Here is a 19302-nt window from a genome sequence, read left to right on the forward strand (position 1 = left end):
CTACTGCTCAATGCACAGCATTCGAGATCAAATTCGATCAATATGAAAAAAATTGGCGATATTGTAGCAGAGTTTCAGGGTGGAGTTCCGTGAGCCATGTTGTCTATCTATCCTGACGCTCAATGAATTAGAGCGCTATTCATGGAATTGTAAGTTTTCTAGTCGTTGTTCATCTCCCGGCAAGCCCAGCAAAAAGCCTTGTAACTGTTCACAACCGAGCCGGGTTAAAATTTCTGCTTGCGCTTCTGTTTCAACACCTTCGGCGGTCACCACCAAGCCCAGTTTTATGGCCAGCTGAATAATGCTTTCCAGAATCATTTCTTCTGTGGAGCCGACTGCCAGATTTTTGATAAACTCACGGTCAATTTTTAACTCATCTACGGCGAAATTCTTTAAATAGAGAAAACTGGAATGCCCTGTACCAAAATCATCAATGGCTAGACGGATGCCCATTTGTCTTAAGCGCTTAAAGCTGCGCATACTCACATCAATATGATGCATGGCAGTCGATTCAGTAATCTCGATCATTAAATGCTGAGGACTGATTTTATATTGTGCAAATAACTTTTCTAAAGTACTAAACAGATGCTTATGTTCAAATTGTACCGCAGACAAATTGACCGCGATAGGGAAAAATTCAGTATGTGTCCGTTGCCATTTTTGAATCTGCTGACAAGCCAGTTCCAATGCCCAATAGCCCATTTGAATAATCAGTCCGGTTTTTTCAGCTGCATTGATAAACAGATTCGGGCCGAGCAGCCCAAACTGGGGATGGTTCCAGCGAATTAATGCCTCTACCCCACACAAGCTACGATCCTTGGTCCAAAACTTGGGCTGATAAAACAGCACAAACTGCTGTTCTTCCACGGCTTTATATAGATCATTAATCAGGGTACTCTGACTCTTGCTTTCATCCTGATCGGTAGAGTAATTAAAGACTGAATAGGTATTGCGTCCCTGATACTTGGAACTCAGCATCGCGGCATCAGCATTGACCAGCAGATCCTGTAAATTTTTGCCGTGCTCCGGATACATGGCAATACCAATACTGCCCGAGATATGAATACTCTTGCCTTCAATCAGGAAACTTTCCTGAATCAGTTCAAGAATCTGTTCTGACATTTTTGCAGCTTTGGCGACTGAAGTATTTTCCAGTACCAGCAGAAATTCATCCCCACCGATTCTGAGCAGCTTGGAATGATGGCCTAATAACAGATGAATCCGCGTGGTCAATTGAATCAGCAACTGATCGCCGACCAGATGGCCAAACACATCATTGACTGCCTTAAAACGATCCAGATCGATATATAAAAAAGCAATTTCATGCTGCTGTTCGGACTGACCTGAAAACAGCAGATTTGCATATTCAGCCAGATACAAACGGTTAGGTAATTTGGTCAGATTGTCCTGAATGGTCTGATTTTCAATTTGTTGATTGGCCCATGCAAGCTGACGGTTGCGTAATCCCACACGCAGTTCGGACACGATGATACAAATCAGCGTTACCAGCAGCAATCCACTCATCAGTATCATGGCCAGAAATAGCTGATCATGTGCCTGAACTAATTCCGGTGACTGTTGCATATGGGCGGCAGTAAAATTGAATGACATCATGCTAATAGAGTGCATGCCAAAGATGCTGAGTGCGATCACACCTAATACGAGAACTGACCGGAAAAATGACCAGGTACTTCTGGTACTTAACCAGAGGATAAACATAGATGCAATGCATATCACCAGAACAGACAGGAGCATCAGGCCCAAATCCATCTCATATTTATTCAGCACAAAACTTGCTGTCAGCCCAATAAAATGGATCAACCATATGAATAGGCCCAATAGCATGGTGGTTAGCATTAAATTGAAGGTTTTAAAGTTTAGCTGTAAAGCGCCTGAAGCAAATTTTTTAATCCGTGCGATGAGATAGCAAGCAACCAATGCAGAAAGAATGGACCCGATGAACAGACCAATATCATGCTGAATATCAATCATAAAAAATGTTCCCCATCGGTGATCATTTTTATTATTCTCTGCACTGATATTTCCATTTTCACCCGATCAAATTTGAACTCAGTAAAATCTCAAGACTGACTATCCATGCAAGCCAATTGGTCTGCAACAACATCAGTCTTAACTAAAATTTAGAATTTATATTTCTTTCTTTTGAAGTTGAGAATTGCCCCAAAAATAAAACTCAACAGAAAAATAAAATACAACTTATATATTAGAAGTGTTTCAAATTTAAGCAAATATTTAGCTTCATTTTTTTAGCTCATTTATTCGATCACCATCACAATTTTTTTCTTTTTATTTAGACAGATGGCACTTCATAGCAAAATTTTATTTGGATTTTTGTGCAGATTTACAAAATAAAAAAATAGCCTGTCGAAACAGGCTATTTTTATCAACGATCAATGAGGCTAAAACTTAGGGTTTTGCCTGTAATTTGGCATAGTCCAGTAACACATTTGCCGCTTCAATCACAAACGCTTCTTCTTCAGGCAGAGCCGGACGTTCTTTGGCCTTCATCTTGGCACGTGTTTCAATCAAGGCATCCAGCGAAGCCTGATAACTTTCCCAGTTTGGATAAGGTTTCAGACCTGTTGCAGCACGACGAGTATTTTCTGCGTCCAGCGTTTTTTGCTCCATGGCAATCAACTCAGCTTTACGCTGTTGTAAGTCCAGTACCTGACGTTTCTCTTCTTCGGCTTTCTTCATCACGGCTTTACGCTGTTCTAAATACTTGAACTGAGAATCCAGTGTGACCCGTTGCTGAGAAAGTTTAGCCAATTCAGGAACGTATTTCTGTACTGCACCTTCACGTTTAAATGGTGCCGTTGGAATGGTATCCCACTGCAAGGCATTTTTAGCCTTACGCTCACCAAACTCTTCGTTATAAATATCGACCAGTTTAATGTCCGGAACGACCCCTTTATTCTGGGTGCTGCCACCGGTCACACGGTAGAATTTACGCTGCGTCAATGTCGCCTGGCCATGCGCCAGACTGTCCAGTTGTACCTGTGCTGTACCTTTACCGGTGGTGGTACTACCAATCACAATCCCGCGCTCATAATCCTGAATCGCAGCAGAGTAAATTTCACTGGCCGATGCAGAGGCCAGATTCACCATCACTGCCAGTGGACCTGCATAAGTTTGTGCACCGCCATCATCATCTTCAAAGACGCTGACATTGCCATTGCCATCACGGATCTGCACCACTGGGCCAGACTTGATCACCTGCCCCAACATACGTGCCACTTCTTCCAGTGAACCACCTGGGTTATTCCGTAAATCGACAATAATCCCGGCAACATTCTTCGCCGCGAGTTCTTTCAAGGCTTTGTTGGTATCTTCAGATACCGAGCGATAATCCGTACCGGCACGGCGTGCACGATAGTTCAGATAGAACGACGGAATTTCGATCACACCATATTGATATTTTTTACCATCACGTTGAATGTCGACTACACGTGTACGTACACCAGCATCTTCTTCCTGAATCACGTCACGGGTAATAGTCACATTACGTGCCTGCCCCATGGCAGCACCCGCACCGAGTAAGCGTAAAGTGACTTTCGTGCCACGTTTACCACGAATCAGACCGACAATTTCATTACTTGGCCAGCCAATGACATCAACCATTTGCTCGCCGTCTTGCGCTACACCAATGATACGGTCACCGGATTTCACCTGACCGGATTTGCTGGCCGGACCACCTTCAACGATGGTTTCAATTTTGGTGTAATCTTCATTGCCACGTTCCGGGCGAATCGATACCCCGACGCCTTCCAGCTGTAAAGTGGTCTGACGATTCAGCTCCATCGCATCCACAGGCGGGAAGTAATTACTGTGCGGATCATAAGTCAGCATCATCGCGTTCAGTGTCTTGTCGAGCACATCATCACTTTTGACGCGGCTAAGACGTTCCAGCTGACGGGTATAACGCTTGGTTAAGGTTTGCGCAGGCGTCAGATCTTCAGGACCCGTGAGGTCTTGTCCATTGGCCAATTCCGGATTGGCTTTCAGAGCTTTCTGCTTGGCCAATTCCTCTTCTTTACTGATGGTCAGATTGATCAGCTGAGACACCAGCATTTTTGACCAGTGCGCACGCTGTTCAGCCTCAGTTTTAAAGAACGGCGCTTTTTCACGATCCGTTTCGATATAAACATTCGGCTGATTCAGATTTTGCGGTTTTTTCAGCTCATTCAACATATAAGTGTAGAACTGGTGCAAGCGTTGTTGATATTGCGCATGCATTTCATAAGGACCAGACAAATTGCCGGCTTTCAGATTGGCACCAAAATTGGCACCATAGCGTTTCTTATAGTTTTCAACTTCTGGAGCCAGAAACAGACTGTGCTCCGGATCAAGACTATCAATATAGAAATCAAAAATACGCTGCGAAGTCTGGGCATCCAGACGCATATTTAAATAGTGCTGACGGTCAACCAGGGTTGCCAGCTGACGTGACACCAGCGCCTGCTCTTGAGATGGCTGAATTGCTTTACTGACCACTTCATTACTATTGGCCGCAATCGCATCATTCACTACATGGGTAAAAAAGAATCCACCTGTCGCAATCGCAACTGCGCAAGCTATAGTTTGAAATTTCATAAATAATTCGTACTTCCTTGGCCTAAAGACCAATGTGACCGTGTTGCTTTTCGACCAGAATTTAACGTATTCAGCATCTTAAACAACTTAATATGTTTATGTCGTGTAGTTTTATCATATTCTGTGCTGACAAAGTGTAGCAAATCATTGCAGAATTCAGGTATTGTTTTCTCCGAAAAACTCTAAAACGGATTCCGCATATGATTGGCGCATTGATGCTCGACATCGCAGGCACAACCCTCACTCAAGAAGATATTGAACTATTAAGTGCGCCGCAAGTCGGTGGAGTGATTTTATTTGGTCGCAATATCGAATCTCCGGCGCAAGTCCGTGCTTTGACCGATCATATGCGTCAGGTGCGTCCTGATATTTTAATTGCGGTCGATCAGGAAGGCGGTCGTGTACAGCGCTTAAGACAAGGCTTTACCCTGCTGCCTGCAATGGGAAAATTTGGCGAACTTTATACGAGCGATCCACAGTGCGCTCTGGAACTGGCTGAAAAATGTGGCTGGTTGATGGCAACTGAAGTACTGGCTGTCGGCATTGATTTCAGCTTTGCACCGGTACTGGACTTGAATGACATCAGTGATGTGATTGGTGATCGTAGCTTTGCCCAAAATATTCAGGACATTATTCCACTCGCCAGCGCATTTCTAAAAGGTATGAAACGTGCCGGTATGGCTTCAACCGGGAAACATTTCCCCGGGCATGGTTCGGTCAAAGCGGACTCGCATGTTGCTGCAGCAATTGATACGCGCTCCTATGCAGAAATCCAGCAAAAAGATATGCAAACCTTTATCCAACTGCAACCACAACTGGATGCGTTGATGCCGGCTCATGTCATCTATAGCCAGGTTGATCCCAATCCGGCAGGCTTCTCTGAATTCTGGATTCAGAAAGTTTTACGTCAGGAGCTTGGTTTTGACGGTGTCCTGTTCTCGGATGATTTAAGCATGCAGGCCGCATGTGTCGCAGGCGGTGCCGATGCCCGAATTCAGGCCGCACTCAAAGCTGGTTGTGATATGGGTCTGGTCTGCAATGATCGTGCAGCACAATGTATTGCACTGGAAGGGATTGTTGATTTGCCCCTCCCGAACCAGCAACGCCTGGAACGCATGCGCGGCAACATCCCGAACATCCAGATTGGTGACGAACTGGATCTGGGTGAAGAATGGCGCGAGATCCGTGATGAAATACTGGCATTTAAACAGAAATCCAGCTAAAACTTTTTAAATCCAATCAATATGAAAAAGGGACACGACAAGGTGTTCCTTTTTCATTATAGTAATGAAAAGGTTACACTATTATTTAATCAACTTAAAAATAAAAAAATAAGGTCAGAACAATATGACAGACTCACTTTCGCAACATCGCCATATTTCTTTTACGGCGCACTATACCGGCTATATCTGGTATCAAATGGGGATCTCACATCCAGCCTTTGTTACATCCAAAGGCAAGTTTCTGGCCAAACTACTGCATCCTCTTGAATCCTGGGCAGAGCGCCATGTTGGCGGTAGCATGCGGACTACACTTAAGCAGCGCCATCAGATGATTGATGAGCATCTGTGTCAACTAATTGAGCAACACCCACAACTTCAGGTTCTTGAAGTTGCCTGCGGCCTATCTCCACGCAGCTGGAATTTCAGACAGAAATTTCCCGCGATTAATTATCGTGAACTGGATCTGCCGGATATGGCCAAGATCAAGACCCAGGCTTTACAGCAGATTGATCAGCATGCACCTGAAGTCCTGACTGCCGATATTTTTAGTGAAGAGCTGGACTGTATTTTTCAGATGTTTAACCGCAACCAGCCCTTAGTGGTCATTAGTGAAGGACTGATTAATTACTTTGATCAGCAGATGTTACGCATTCTGATGCAGGGTATTACAGAAAATGCGCAGTATTTCCCGGCAGTTCACTATCTCAGCGATATTTATCCTGAACCGGTGAAAAATAAACTGGCGAACTTTATCTGGAGCAGTAGCCGTCTGCTTAAATTCATGTCTCGCAGTGCGTTTACCTTTCATTTTAAATCCCCCCAAGAACTGCAGCGCTTTTTTCAAGATGCAGGATTTGACCAGGTTGAGGTACAACAACCACAACGTTATTTTGCCGAGCCTCATCAGCCAAACCCGGCACCAGAACAAGATGAACATTTAGGTGATCTGGTCTGGATGATTCATGCAGTGAAAAAAAACAGCGTTTAAGTACGCTGTTTTTTAATACTGATATTTTTTAAATTGCCGCATCAAAAACTTCGGCATGTTGCAAAATTTTCTGCTGTTTTACAAAAGCCAATAAACGTTCTGCCACTTCAAAACTGCCATGTTTGAATAAGGCACGCAGCTGGGTGTCATCCTGTTCAAAGATCAGGCACTCAATCTGAAATTCCCCAGCTTCATCTTCCAGATGCAGGGCTAAGTCACGTGGATAAGCTGCTGCGCGCACTGCCTGTACTGGATCTAACTCCAGCAATACTCCAAAGAAATTCATGTCCACTATCTCTGCTTTTAAAATGAGATCAGAATGACGATGACTGAGAAAACGTTGTGAATCTTGCACCTGAATCCGCTCTTCACCGCGACGTTCAAGCTGCTGTATCTGTTCGCGAGTGAACGGAATAATGCCGTCTAGTTGATCAACTGCTTCATCGCGTAAAAAGGTTGCAAATAAATGCATGGTTTCTTTACGACGTTGTAACTGCGGCACATGATCGGCGCCTGCAATTTGCACGTACTGCATATCCGGGCATTGCAGGGCAAAATTCGCATTTTCATGTGGCAAGGTAAAACTGTCATATTGTCCACATGCCACCAGTACTTTGCACTGTGGAATTGGCACATTGGTCAGACGCAATAAACGGTTGCAATTGATATCATAACGATCCTGTTCGGTGGCCGTAAATTCCGCCATCTGTTTAAAGAACAAACGTTTTGCAGTCGGTGACATCCGAGTTTCTGTTAAACGTGCATGATTGACCAGATACAAAATCACGGCCTGACCAAATTCATCCATACGCTGTTCTTTCATCAGGTGTAAGGATTCTTCCAGCAGCATTCGCCAGCTTTTACGGGTTTTCTGCATGACACCCATCAGGATCATCCGCTCGACCAGTTCGGGACGCTGATCTGCCAGACAGGAAGCGACCACTGATCCTAAGGACATGCCGAGAATTGTCACTTGCGGCAGCTGCATCTGTTCCAGCCATCGTCCCAGCATCGCAGCAAGGTCTTCCAGCTCCAGTGTTCCGGCAGACAGACCCGTATCGACATTACTAATCTGCTGGTTCGCCCCCATGGAGGGCAGGTCAATCAGAATGATGGGACCTGCATCAAAAAGCTGTTCTACACAATATTTGTAGGAATTAAAATTCTGGAAAGCGCCCCCAATGATCACCATGGGTCTTAAATGCAAGGTATCTGGACGGGCGATCGCCATATATTCTATTTTCCAGCCATCCATCCAGGTGGTGCGTGGCGGCTGCTTAAAACTGTGCTTATCATAAAGATCAAAAAAACCATCGTGGCTATGTTGTTCCAATACATGGGCGTCCATGTGGATAATGGAATTCATATTCCTTTTCCTCCGTCCTTGCCTTATTTTTATTGTGCAAGTCATGATTAACAGATCTTATATTTCAGGCGCATTCCGGTGTGCCTGAACACGCATCCTGCTCTTTAATAATTATAAATGACATCAATGTCGCGTGCTTCATTCTATACAGAGCTGCTTTTCACAAGCAACCGCTTCAGTGACCACTTATCTGCTTTTAAACAGAAAACAATTTCAAAATGTTTAGAAGTTTACGAAAACGGATGATTTTTAATAGATGGGCTTCATTGTGCAGCAGCAGGCTGTTAATATCGAAATGAAATTTCTAAGTGATCAAACCGCTATGCAAGAGTCTATTGAACAATATATGCAAACGGTAGGACAGCAGGCACGCCAGGCGTCTCGCATTTTGGCTCGCGCGTCCACCCAAACTAAAAATAATGCGTTATCCGCTATTTATACGGCTTTGGAAAATAGCCAAACTGCTATTTTGGCGGCTAACCAGAAAGATATGACCAAGGCGCATAACAACAATCTGGATCCAGCCCTGCTTGATCGCTTAGAACTCAACCCCACACGCTTTAAAGGTATGTTACAGGGCTTAAAAGATGTCATTGGCCTGAAAGATCCGATTGGTGAAATTAGTGATATGGCTTATCGCCCATCGGGGATTCAACTGGGCAAGATGCGTGTGCCTTTAGGTGTGGTCGGCATGATCTACGAATCACGTCCTAACGTCACGCTGGAAGCGGCATCACTTGCGCTGAAATCAGGAAATGCCATTATTCTACGTGGTGGCTCAGAAGCTCTGGAATCGAATCAGGCAATTGCAGTCGCGATTCAGCATGGCCTGAAAGTCGCAGGCTTGCCTGAGGCTGCCGTACAGGTGGTGAATACGACTGACCGCGCTGCAGTGGGTCAGTTGATTACCATGACCGAATATGTGGATGTGATTGTGCCTCGTGGTGGCAAGAGCCTGATCGAACGAATTACCGAGGAAGCACGCGTACCGGTCATTAAACATTTAGATGGCAACTGTCATGTGTATGTGGAAGCTCAAGCGGACTTGTTGAAAGCCTTGCCGATTGCGCTCAATGCCAAAACCCATCGCTATGGCGTATGTAATGCCATGGAAACCCTGCTGGTCGATGAAAAAGTCGCTGAAGAATTCTTGCCACGCATCGCAGAGCTATACCAAGAGAAAAAAGTCGAACTGCGTGGTTGCCGGGAAACCCAGCGTATTCTTGGAGATGCAGTCATTACAGCAACCGAAGAAGACTGGTATACCGAGTATCTGGGCCCGATTCTGGCGATCAAAGTTGTTTCTGGTATAGAAGAAGCCATTGAGCACATTAACAAATATGGCTCGCATCATACTGATTCTATTATTACGGAAAACTACAGTCTGGCACGCGAATTTCTGGCGGGTGTAGATTCAAGTTCGGTCATGATCAATGCCTCTACTCGTTTTGCAGATGGTTTTGAATATGGCTTAGGCGCAGAAATCGGGATTTCGACCGATAAAATCCATGCTCGTGGCCCAGTCGGTCTTGAAGGCCTGACGTCGCAGAAATGGATTGTCTTTGGTGATGGTCAGATTCGCCAATAAGTATTCAGATCGCTCATTTAAAACAGCCTCATGTGTGAGGCTGTTTTTTTATGGACAGATAAATTCACACTGAAATACATGGATCAGAACCTTCAGGTCATTTTATTGATGAATCTCTTTATAGAATTGTATTTAGAAACAATATTTGCCTTTTCAGGCGCTTAACTAAAAACCAATTTGTTCTAAAATTAAATTTAAGCAGAATTTAGTATTCTTATTGATCATCTCTTTAGCATCATTTTATTTATAAATGAAAACTATGAACTGATAAATTTTAGTTATTATTGTTAAATCGGTCGATAATGCTTAAGTCTAATCTGCTAAAGTCTATCTAGGACAGAAAAAAAACAAATGTTAAAACATATTCATTGATCTGGATTGCTGCTTCATTGTCCGCAATTGGGTCAAGTAAATGGACGAGAATTTTAATTAAAAATTGGGTAATCAATCGTGTCTAAATCAGTATTAGTTATTAATTGTGGCTCTTCTTCAATCAAGTTTGCATTACTTCTTGAGGAGCAGAATTTCCGTATTCATGGTTTAGCTGAGAACTTAGGCACAGAGAATGCTCGCATTAAAGGTGTGACAGTTGGCAATGAGCCGGTCGATATCCACATTCCATTTGCTGACCACAAAAAAGCACTCGAAGTGGGTCTGGAACGTCTGGCCAATTACCGTCCAGATGCCATCGGTCACCGTGTGGTACATGGTGGCAGCCTGACCAAGGCTGAACTGATCAATGACGAAATTATTGAAAAAATTCGTGAAGCAACGCCGCTTGCGCCGTTACACAACCCGGCACATTTGATTGGAATCGAAGCAACCCGACGCTTATTCCCAGAATTACCACAGGTTGCGGTATTTGACACCGCCTTCCACCAAACTATGCCAGCACATGCATATCGCTATGCCCTGCCAAAATTTCTGTACACAGCACATGGTGTGCGCCGCTATGGTTTCCACGGCACCAGTCATGCTTATGTTTCAGAGCGTGGCTCTGAACTGGCAGGCAGTTTCAAACAAGGTGGCTGGTTAACTGCTCATCTTGGCAATGGTAGCTCGACCTGTGCCGTTTGGAATGGGAAAAGTGTAGATACCTCAATGGGCTTAACCCCGCTTGAAGGCATTGTTATGGGCACACGCAGTGGCGATGTCGACCCAAGCCTGCATAGCTTCCTGGCGAAAAACCTGGGTTGGGATATTTATAAAATTGACAAGATGCTGAATAGCCAAAGTGGTCTTTTGGGCTTGTCTGACCTGTCGAATGACATGCGTACCCTGATTGAAGCTTCAGAACAAGGCAATGAAGATGCCGCACTGGCGATTGAAGTATTCTGCTACCGTTTAGCTAAGTCTCTGGCAGCGTTGAGCTGTGGTCTGCCACGTCTTAATGGTCTGTTTTTCACTGGTGGCATTGGCGAAAACTCTGCATATATCCGTGAAAAGACCATGACTTACCTGCCTCATTTTGGTTTCAATCTGGATAAAAACGCCAACAATGAATTGAAACGCGGTACCGAAGGCCGAATCGATTCAGGCACAGGCCCACAAATCTGGGTAGTGCCAACAGATGAAGAAGGCCGTATCGCACAAGAAGTTCAAAGTGTTGTTGAACTTGAAGTGGAGCGCAATACTGCAAAAAAGTCTAAAGCTGAGGTAACGCCTGCATAAGCAGGCTTAGCCACTTTTTAACTGATTTTTATTATTCTGCGACTGACATAACTTATGAAAACAATTTTATTGGTTCCCACTGGGGAAGGCGTAGGCTTAACTTCTGCATGTTTGGGCCTGATTTATGCACTGGAATGCCAAGGGGTAAAAGCTGGTTTCCTGAAACCTTTTGCTCAGGAATTGAATGAAATCGAAGACCGCACCACGGCTTTGTATCGTCATATTTCTCAGAGTGAAACTGTTGAACCCATCCGTTATAACAAAGTCTTGCAGCAGATCAATCTGGGGGAACAGGATGAACTACTTGAGGAAGCGGTACGTCTGCATCGTCAAATTGCCAAACAGCATGACCTGATTATTGTCGAAGGTTTGCTGCCAAATACTCAAGACAGTTTTGCCGACGATCTGAATGCTGCATTGGCACAGGCCCTCGATGCCAAAGTTATTGTGGTCAGCAATGCCAATATTCTCAAGCCAAGCCAAACCGCGGATAAAATTGAACATCAGCTTCGTAACTTTGGTGGTGCCAGCTCTACCCGTCTGGCAGGTATCATGTTGATGCGTACCAAGGGCTTGCCTGAAGAATCTGCACAGATTCCTGTCACGCTGAATCCGGATTTACGCCTCAAGACTGAAACTGCAGAATTTATTAAAGCCATTCAGCAGACTCATCCGCATATTGGTTCTGAAAAATTACCAGTGATTGGCTTGGTACCTTTCAGTAAAACCTTAAGCGTACCGCGTATGTCTGATCTTGCTGCATATATTTCTGGTTACTGGATTAATGAAGGCGAAGCCAAGCAGCGCCGTGTACAAAATAGCAGCCTGATTTCAGCCAATATCGAGCATGAACTGCATAAGTTTGTAGCGGGTGAACTGATCATCAGTGCATCCGACCGAATTGATGTGTTACTGGCGAGCAGTCTGGCCAGCAGTAATGGGATTCCTTTGGCAGGTTTGGTGTTAACTGAACAAAAAGCGCCAAGCGCACAAGCTTTAGAATTCTGCCAAGCGGCAATAAAAAATGGCTTGCCAATTTTACATACTAAGTTGAGCACATTTGAAACAGCGCAACAGTTGTTAAACCTTAGCAACGAAATTCCTGTAGATGATACTGAACGAGCAGAACAAGTTACCCGTTTTGTAGCTAGCCACATCAATCAAGAGTGGTTGTCTCATTTAATTAGCGATTCGTACAAACCACGGTTATCGCCTTCTGCATTCCGTCATGAATTGGTGCAAAAATCAATCGCAGCTAAAAAACGTATCGTGCTTCCAGAGGGTGATGAGCCACGTACCGTTCAAGCCGCAGCGATTTGTCAATCACGTGGTATTGCTCACTGCATATTATTAGCAAAACCAGAAGCGGTAGTTGATGTTGCCAAAGCACGTGGTATAGAGCTTCCACACGACTTAGAAATCATTGATCCTGACTTGATTCGTGAAAATTATGTCGAAAAAATGGTGGAAATGCGTAAAGGCAAACTTACTGAAGATCAAGCACGTGAACAACTGCAAGACACCGTCGTATTAGGTACGATGATGTTAGCACTTGATCAGGTTGATGGCTTGGTGTCTGGTGCTGTACATACTACAGCCAATACAGTTCGCCCTGCGTTCCAGCTCATTAAAACTGCACCTGAATATTCATTGGTATCTTCAATATTCTTTATGCTGTTACCTGATGAAGTCTATGTGTACGGTGACTGTGCGATTAACCCAGACCCAGATGCAGAACAATTGGCTGAAATTGCGATTCAGTCTGCAGACTCTGCAAAAGCGTTTGGTATTGACCCACGTATTGCCATGATTTCTTACTCAACGGGTACTTCAGGTGCAGGTGCTGACGTCGAAAAAGTTGCGAAAGCAACTGAAATTGCGAAACAACGTCGTCCGGACTTACTGATTGATGGTCCATTACAGTACGATGCGGCATCAGTTGAAAGTGTTGGTCGCTCTAAAGCACCGAACTCTCCAGTTGCAGGTCGTGCCAATGTATTCATCTTCCCTGACTTAAACACAGGTAATACGACGTATAAAGCAGTACAGCGTTCTGCCAATGTGGTGAGTGTTGGTCCAATGCTACAAGGCTTGAATAAGCCAGTGAATGACTTATCCCGCGGTGCATTGGTAGATGACATTGTGTTTACCATTGCATTGACTGCGATTCAGGCAGAGCAACAAGCGGCTCAATAATTCGTAAACTTAAGTTTTCCAAACCATCTGATTGAAAAATCAGGTGGTTTTTTTATAAAAAAACACTCATAGCTTCAATAAATTCAGCACGCGATCATTATCTCGTTTTAATAAACAATAAAAATGCCAGTCTTTCGAACTGGCATTTTCAACGGTTACTCATAAAGTCTGTGACATAAAAAATTAAGCTGAAGCAGCCCTGCTTTTCAGTCCACTAACTTTAATTTCTTATAAGGTAGTCCACTCTTTACGTACCTCTTCCGCAGTTTTATTGAGCACGACGCTATCGTCTTTGATTTCACTTACCCAACTCAAGGGAATCAGATGATGCTCATTATTTTCATCATCACTTCTTGTTAATTTAATTGAATCCTGACCTTCTAAATGGTCCACCTTCCCGACTTGAGTACCACATGAAGCAATGACTGAAGCATGTTCTTTAATATCACTTGCATTAAAATTGTTCATTCTACTTGCCTGTTTCTAGAAGTTGAGAGAAACAGTCTAAGCAATAAAAAATGCCCCATGTGTAAGGGTTTTCAGGCTTTGAGTTTTTCTGGGTTAAAAATGTAAATGGTCAACATGGCTTGAGTAAACTATAGGCAAGATACTTTTTAAATTTGAGTTTTCAAATATTTTTATAACTAGATTTGAAGATTTGAAGATTTGAAGATTTGAAGATTTGAAGATTTGAAGATTTGAAGATAGTGTAAATCAATAAAACCTTAAAATAGGAGAAAGAAGATAAGCTTAGGCTTGCTCTTCTTTCTGACCATACATCCAAGTTGCAGCGATATATACACAAAAACCAGCTGCCATCAAAATACCTGTAACCATTGTTAGGATCTCCTTTATTTGATAGCTGCATTATGTAAAAGTTTTATGACAGTTATATGACAATCTGGTTTTTATTAAATTTAAAATAAATAATAAAATTCAAATACTTAATATAATATCAGAAAAATTATGCGTATTTTTAATCTGAAATATGACACTGAATATGACAACTTGCTGTCATATTTGACCCATTGAATAGCTAAAGTCCTTGCTCAGATTGCTTAAACTATAAACTTTCGGCCAATGCTCGCCCAAAATGCCCACAACCCGATTCTTTTGTCTTATAATTTAGCCCGCTAGCTATCAGCCCGCTCAAGAGATATTTGTATGACAACTATTATCAAGCAAGATGACTTGATCACATCGGTTAAAGATGCGCTTCAGTTCATTTCTTACTATCACCCACAAGACTTTATCCAAGCGATGAGCCGTGCGTATGATCGTGAAGAGAACAAAGCTGCTAAAGATGCGATCGCACAAATCTTAATTAACTCACGCATGTGTGCAGAAGGCCACCGCCCAATCTGTCAAGATACCGGTATCGTCAACGTATTTGTTGAAGTGGGCATGGACGTTAAATTCGATTTAACCATGAGCCTGGATGATGCAATCAATGAAGGCGTACGTCAGGGTTATTTAGAAAACTCGAACGTGCTTCGCGCATCAGTTCTGGCCGATCCTGCATTTGGTCGTAAAAATACCAAAGACAACACTCCTGCCGTGATTTACCACAAGCTTGTGCCTGGTAATAAAGTAGATATCACTGTGGCAGCCAAAGGTGGCGGTTCAGAAAACAAATCTAAACTAGCAATGTTAAACCCATCTGATTCAATCGTGGATTGGGTACTGAAAACTGTTCCAACCATGGGTGCAGGCTGGTGTCCACCAGGTATGCTGGGAATCGGGATCGGTGGTACTGCTGAAAAAGCCATGATGCTTGCCAAAGAAGCATTGATGGAAGAGATCAACATGGACGAATTGCTTCGTCGTGGTCCACAAAGCAAAATGGAAGAGCTTCGTATCGAAATCTTCGAAAAAGTAAATGCTCTGGGTATTGGTGCACAAGGTCTTGGCGGTTTAACCACTGTTCTAGATATTAAGATCAAGGATTACCCTTGTCACGCTGCTGGTAAGCCAGTCGGTATGATCCCGAACTGTGCTGCGACTCGTCATGCACACTTCCAGTTAGATGGTACAGGTGTTGCACATATTCAAGCACCTAAACTTGAAGACTACCCTGCTGTGACTTGGGATTCTTCATCTTCTAAACGTGTTGACCTTGACACGATTACCCAAGAAGAAATGAATAGCTGGAAACCAGGCGATACACTTCTTCTTAACGGTACAATCTATACAGGTCGTGATGCTGCACACAAACGTATGGTCGACATGCTGAACAACGGTGAAGAACTTCCTGTTGATCTGAAAGGCAAGTTTATCTACTACGTTGGCCCTGTTGATCCAGTCGGCGACGAAGTTGTAGGCCCTGCTGGCCCAACAACGGCTACGCGTATGGATAAATTTACGCGTCAAGTTCTTGAAGCAACTGGCATGTTCGGCATGATCGGTAAAGCAGACCGTGGTCCTGCTGCCGTTGAAGCCATTAAAGACAACCAGGCAACTTACCTGATGGCTGTCGGTGGTGCTGCTTACCTCGTGTCTAAAGCTATTCGCGAAGCTGAAGTGGTTGCCTTTGCTGACCTGGGTATGGAAGCAATTTACAAGTTTGTGGTAAAAGATATGCCGGTATCTGTAGCGGTTGATGTGAATGGTACTTCTATTCACGCGACTGCACCTAAAATCTGGCAAGCAAAAATTGGTAAGATTCCAGTAGTTGACGCTGCTGCGGGCTAATTTTGACTGCAATAAAAAAGCACCCTAAATGGGTGCTTTTTTATTATATTTTCTCAATAAAATATCAATTACCAGGTACGTGGATCCCAAAGTTTAAAAGGTGCTTTTAACTGTACATCTAATGATGGATCATAAGCAGTCGGTTCAATTTTTTGGGCTTTTTTACGAATCTGGCCAGTTTCCTGATCTTGTGCCACGAAGTTAAAACTGTCTGATTTTAGCTGAGTAAAAGCAATTTCATTCAGACCAACTTTTTCCGGCATCAGCATGAGTGGCCCTGAAACACTCCGGCGTGTACTGATATTCTCTTCATCATATTTAATAAAATAAGACTGTCCCGCTTCGACAGTAAAATCCAGATATTTAGGTTTCTGGAAATGCAACGCGCCTAGCGGTCGACTGGTACTCAAACGATAGGTCCCTGCAGGCACTTCAATCCAGTAATAATGGTTGTGCAATAAGCTTGGAATATGTTCTTGATTGATAAACAGGCTGGCAGCGACAATTTCCTGACGATTCCATTTAGAATCGGGCCGGTATAAATACACGATGGCAGCTTCATCATGCTGCGGTTTCACCGTCTGAAACTGGTTGCCCTGCTTTTGATTGACCCAACCGCCAATGGTGAACATGCCGATACGATGCTGCTCGACGAAGCCCGGTTTTTTTTCAAGATCGATATTTTTTAAAGTGCTGAGTGGCTGTGTAGGCTCAACGACGGCTTTCTTACCATGACACCCCAGCAATGCCAAACTGCTGATGAGTACAATTGCGACTCCACGCATGCTTATCCCTCACTGCGTCTTTATTCTTTTGTATGCAAGTGCTTTGCGATTTGTTTTTTATAAGTTTTAGGCATCCACGCCTAGTGAATCAGATTAACACCGAGCTTTATTTTTGGAAATAAAAAACGTGCGAAAACACGGAGTTTTCGCACGTTTCGGACGAATAGCAATTAAGCGGATTTGCTATTCACGACCTTTAAATCTATTTTTGTCGCAGTCTCTTGCTGATCATGTGGCTGACGCTCGGCACGGTATTCCGGCTCTGCTTCACCTTTAATCACGGCTTCATTGATGACGACAGTGCCGACATCACTACGGCTTGGCAAGTCATACATGGTTTCCAGCAATGAATTTTCTAGGATCGAACGTAGACCACGTGCACCTGTATTACGCTCAACTGCTTTCTTAGCCACTGCACGTAATGCCGATTCTTCAAAAACCAGATCCACATCTTCCATATCAAACAGATGTTGATACTGACGGGTTAACGCATTCTTCGGCTCAGTCAGAATCTGCATCAATGCTTCTTCATCCAACTCGTCCAAAGTGGCAATTACTGGCAAACGACCAATAAATTCTGGAATCAAACCAAATTTTACCAGGTCAGTTGCTTCAACTTGACGGAACAAGTCAGACAGCTTCTTGGTTTCATCTTTTTTTCGCACTTCTGCAGTAAAGCCGATGCCACCTTTTTCCTGACGTTGCTGTACAATTTTCTCAAGTCCTGAGAATGCACCACCACAGATAAACAGGATGTTCGAGGTATCAATCTGAATGAATTCTTGCTGCGGATGCTTACGTCCACCTTGTGGCGGAATTGATGCAACCGTACCTTCAATCATTTTCAATAATGCTTGCTGAACACCTTCACCCGATACATCACGCGTGATGGATGGGTTTTCAGACTTGCGGGTAATCTTGTCGATCTCGTCGATATAGATAATGCCCTTTTGCGCTTTTTCGACATCGTAATCGGCTTTTTGCAGTAGCTTCTGTACGATGTTTTCTACATCTTCACCCACATAACCGGCTTCGGTCAGTGTCGTTGCATCTGCCATGGCAAATGGAACATCAAGAAGACGTGCCAGCGTTTGTGCAAGCAAGGTTTTGCCCGATCCTGTCGGACCAACCAACATAATATTACTTTTTGAAAGCTCGACTGAATCATCAGCTTTCTTGCCATTATTTTGCACTTTCAAGCGCTTGTAATGGTTATAAACCGCAACTGACAAGGTTTTCTTCGCGACGTCCTGACCAATCACATATTGATCCAAGGCCGCACGAATTTCATGCGGTTTCGGCAAAGGACGATTGGCCCAGTCATTGGTTTCCACCTGCTGACTGGTTTGAACCAAATCTAAGCATACGTCCACACATTCGTTACAAATGTATGCGTCCTCGCCTGCAATCAGCTTCCCGACTTCAGACTGCGTTTTACCGCAAAATGAACAATGCTTTTGTCCTTGAGGATGTTCGGACATATTTACTCCACTATCTCAATCTTTAAAACTTATGGACGTTTAGTTAAAACTTCGTCCACAAGACCGTATTCTTTCGCTTGCTGCGCAGTCATAAAGTTGTCACGATCTGTATCACGTGCCACTTTTTCGTAGTCCTGACCGCTATGTTCAGCCATTAAACGGTTTAAACGCTCTTTAATGAACAGGATTTCACGTGCATGAATTTCAATATCTGAAGCCTGACCACGGAAACCACCCAATGGCTGGTGAATCATGACACGGGCATTTTCAAGGCAATAACGCTTGCCCTTGGTACCGGCATTCAGCAGGAACGCACCCATTGATGCTGCCTGACCCATGCAGTACGTTACGACATCAGGTTTGATAAACTGCATGGTGTCATAAATCGCCATACCCGCAGTTACCGAACCGCCTGGTGAATTGATATATAGATGAATATCTTTATCTGGATTTTCCGCCTCTAAAAACAACATTTGCGCAACGATCAGGTTCGCCATGTTGTCTTCAACTTCGCCCGTCATAAAAATTACACGTTCACGCAAAAGGCGTGAATAAATATCAAAAGAACGCTCACCACGAGAGGATTGTTCTACCACCATTGGCACTAAAGCGTTTTCAATCGTTGGAACATACATACGTTTATTTATTCCTAAATTTTTTGTGACCTAACCCATAATCACAATATGAGGTATAATCACT

13 protein-coding genes are annotated in these 19302 nt (G+C 43.7%); 6 read left to right on the forward strand and 7 right to left on the reverse strand.

Translation table 11 applies throughout. The annotated features are described in order from the left end of the window. Window positions 1–135 precede the first annotated feature (135 nt). Both ACNPNW_RS06920 and ACNPNW_RS06925 read right to left on the reverse strand, forming a co-directional pair. Window positions 136–1992, reverse strand: a complete 1857-nt coding sequence (locus tag ACNPNW_RS06920) for a putative bifunctional diguanylate cyclase/phosphodiesterase (RefSeq protein WP_448766807.1) — start codon at window positions 1990–1992, stop codon at window positions 136–138. Window positions 1993–2427: 435 nt separating this feature from the next. Continuing rightward, window positions 2428–4614, reverse strand: coding sequence for a carboxy terminal-processing peptidase (locus ACNPNW_RS06925; protein ID WP_005245962.1), 2187 nt, complete (start codon window positions 4612–4614; stop codon window positions 2428–2430). A gap of 200 nt (window positions 4615–4814) precedes the next feature. On the opposite strand from ACNPNW_RS06925, the gene nagZ reads away from it, so the two are divergent. Next, window positions 4815–5837, forward strand: a complete 1023-nt coding sequence (nagZ, locus tag ACNPNW_RS06930) for a beta-N-acetylhexosaminidase (protein WP_174894662.1) — start codon at window positions 4815–4817, stop codon at window positions 5835–5837. Window positions 5838–5961: 124 nt separating this feature from the next. Then, complete coding sequence (locus ACNPNW_RS06935; protein WP_174894663.1) at window positions 5962–6825, forward strand: class I SAM-dependent methyltransferase; 864 nt, start codon at window positions 5962–5964, stop codon at window positions 6823–6825. A 28-nt stretch (window positions 6826–6853) separates the two neighbouring features. On the opposite strand, the gene ACNPNW_RS06940 is transcribed toward ACNPNW_RS06935, so the two are convergent. After that, window positions 6854–8191, reverse strand: a complete 1338-nt coding sequence (locus ACNPNW_RS06940) for an alpha/beta fold hydrolase (RefSeq protein ID WP_129716343.1) — start codon at window positions 8189–8191, stop codon at window positions 6854–6856. A 322-nt stretch (window positions 8192–8513) separates the two neighbouring features. Between ACNPNW_RS06940 and ACNPNW_RS06945 the strand changes: the two genes are divergently transcribed. From ACNPNW_RS06945 to pta, 3 genes are all read left to right on the forward strand, one after another. Next, a complete protein-coding gene (locus ACNPNW_RS06945) occupies window positions 8514–9779 on the forward strand; it encodes a glutamate-5-semialdehyde dehydrogenase (protein ID WP_044108634.1) in 1266 nt (421 codons plus the stop codon). Window positions 9780–10229: 450 nt separating this feature from the next. Beyond that, a complete protein-coding gene (locus tag ACNPNW_RS06950) occupies window positions 10230–11450 on the forward strand; it encodes an acetate/propionate family kinase (protein ID WP_448766808.1) in 1221 nt (406 codons plus the stop codon). Between the two features lie 54 nt (window positions 11451–11504). Next, entirely contained in the window at window positions 11505–13646 is a 2142-nt protein-coding gene (gene pta / locus ACNPNW_RS06955) for a phosphate acetyltransferase (protein ID WP_004729549.1), read from the forward strand. A 228-nt stretch (window positions 13647–13874) separates the two neighbouring features. Here the strand turns inward: pta and ACNPNW_RS06960 are convergent, their stop codons facing one another. Beyond that, window positions 13875–14114 (reverse strand): DUF2171 domain-containing protein, encoded by a 240-nt coding sequence (locus ACNPNW_RS06960; protein ID WP_004729548.1) that lies wholly within the window; start codon window positions 14112–14114, stop codon window positions 13875–13877. 696 nt (window positions 14115–14810) lie between these two features. On the opposite strand from ACNPNW_RS06960, the gene ACNPNW_RS06965 reads away from it, so the two are divergent. Beyond that, the gene (locus tag ACNPNW_RS06965) at window positions 14811–16337 is read left to right on the forward strand and encodes a fumarate hydratase (protein WP_004278405.1); all 1527 of its coding nucleotides are present in this window, start codon (window positions 14811–14813) and stop codon (window positions 16335–16337) included. 68 nt (window positions 16338–16405) lie between these two features. Here ACNPNW_RS06965 and ACNPNW_RS06970 read toward each other — a convergent pair whose 3' ends face one another. From ACNPNW_RS06970 to clpP, 3 genes are all read right to left on the reverse strand, one after another. Continuing rightward, complete coding sequence (locus ACNPNW_RS06970; RefSeq protein ID WP_004729543.1) at window positions 16406–17122, reverse strand: DUF2846 domain-containing protein; 717 nt, start codon at window positions 17120–17122, stop codon at window positions 16406–16408. Window positions 17123–17292: 170 nt separating this feature from the next. Further along, a complete protein-coding gene (gene clpX / locus ACNPNW_RS06975) occupies window positions 17293–18603 on the reverse strand; it encodes an ATP-dependent protease ATP-binding subunit ClpX (protein ID WP_004278407.1) in 1311 nt (436 codons plus the stop codon). A gap of 29 nt (window positions 18604–18632) precedes the next feature. Next, complete coding sequence (gene clpP, locus ACNPNW_RS06980; protein ID WP_004647427.1) at window positions 18633–19238, reverse strand: ATP-dependent Clp endopeptidase proteolytic subunit ClpP; 606 nt, start codon at window positions 19236–19238, stop codon at window positions 18633–18635. Window positions 19239–19302: the final 64 nt, after the last annotated feature.

The sequence above is a fragment of the Acinetobacter endophylla genome (assembly GCF_053543775.1).